Source organism: Psychrobacter sp. C 20.9 (genome assembly GCF_001921765.1).
GTDB classification, from domain to species: domain Bacteria; phylum Pseudomonadota; class Gammaproteobacteria; order Pseudomonadales; family Moraxellaceae; genus Psychrobacter; species Psychrobacter piscatorii_B.
Map to the genome: position 1 here is coordinate 1 of NZ_MRYC01000049.1, position 274 is coordinate 274.

At 43.4% G+C, this 274-nt stretch carries 1 protein-coding gene; it reads right to left on the bottom strand.

The features are described 5' to 3' along the window. Positions 1 to 30: 30 nt before the first annotated feature. Positions 31 to 274, bottom strand: a 244-nt coding sequence (locus BTW00_RS13760; RefSeq protein ID WP_178379313.1) for a DnaJ domain-containing protein, incomplete at its 5' end; no start/stop codon positions are given.

Sequence of the window (274 nt, forward strand, 5' to 3'; positions counted from 1 at the left end):
TTATGTCTTTGCCACAGTATAGATGGAAACTCAACCAGAGCGATTTAAAAGAACATCCTTGGCTCGATTAACCTGGGTTGCAAGGTAAGTATTCCCCCCTTGATCCGGGTGTAATTTTTGCATCAACTTCCTGTGCGCACTTCGTATTTCATCATCCGATGGTGTTCCTGTTAACCCCAGAATTTCCATCGCCTTCTTTCTGTTCATCTGATCATTAAGATCTTGTTCTTTGTCTTCATCGTCGCCCTTAAAATCAGCTTCGCCGCCATCATTC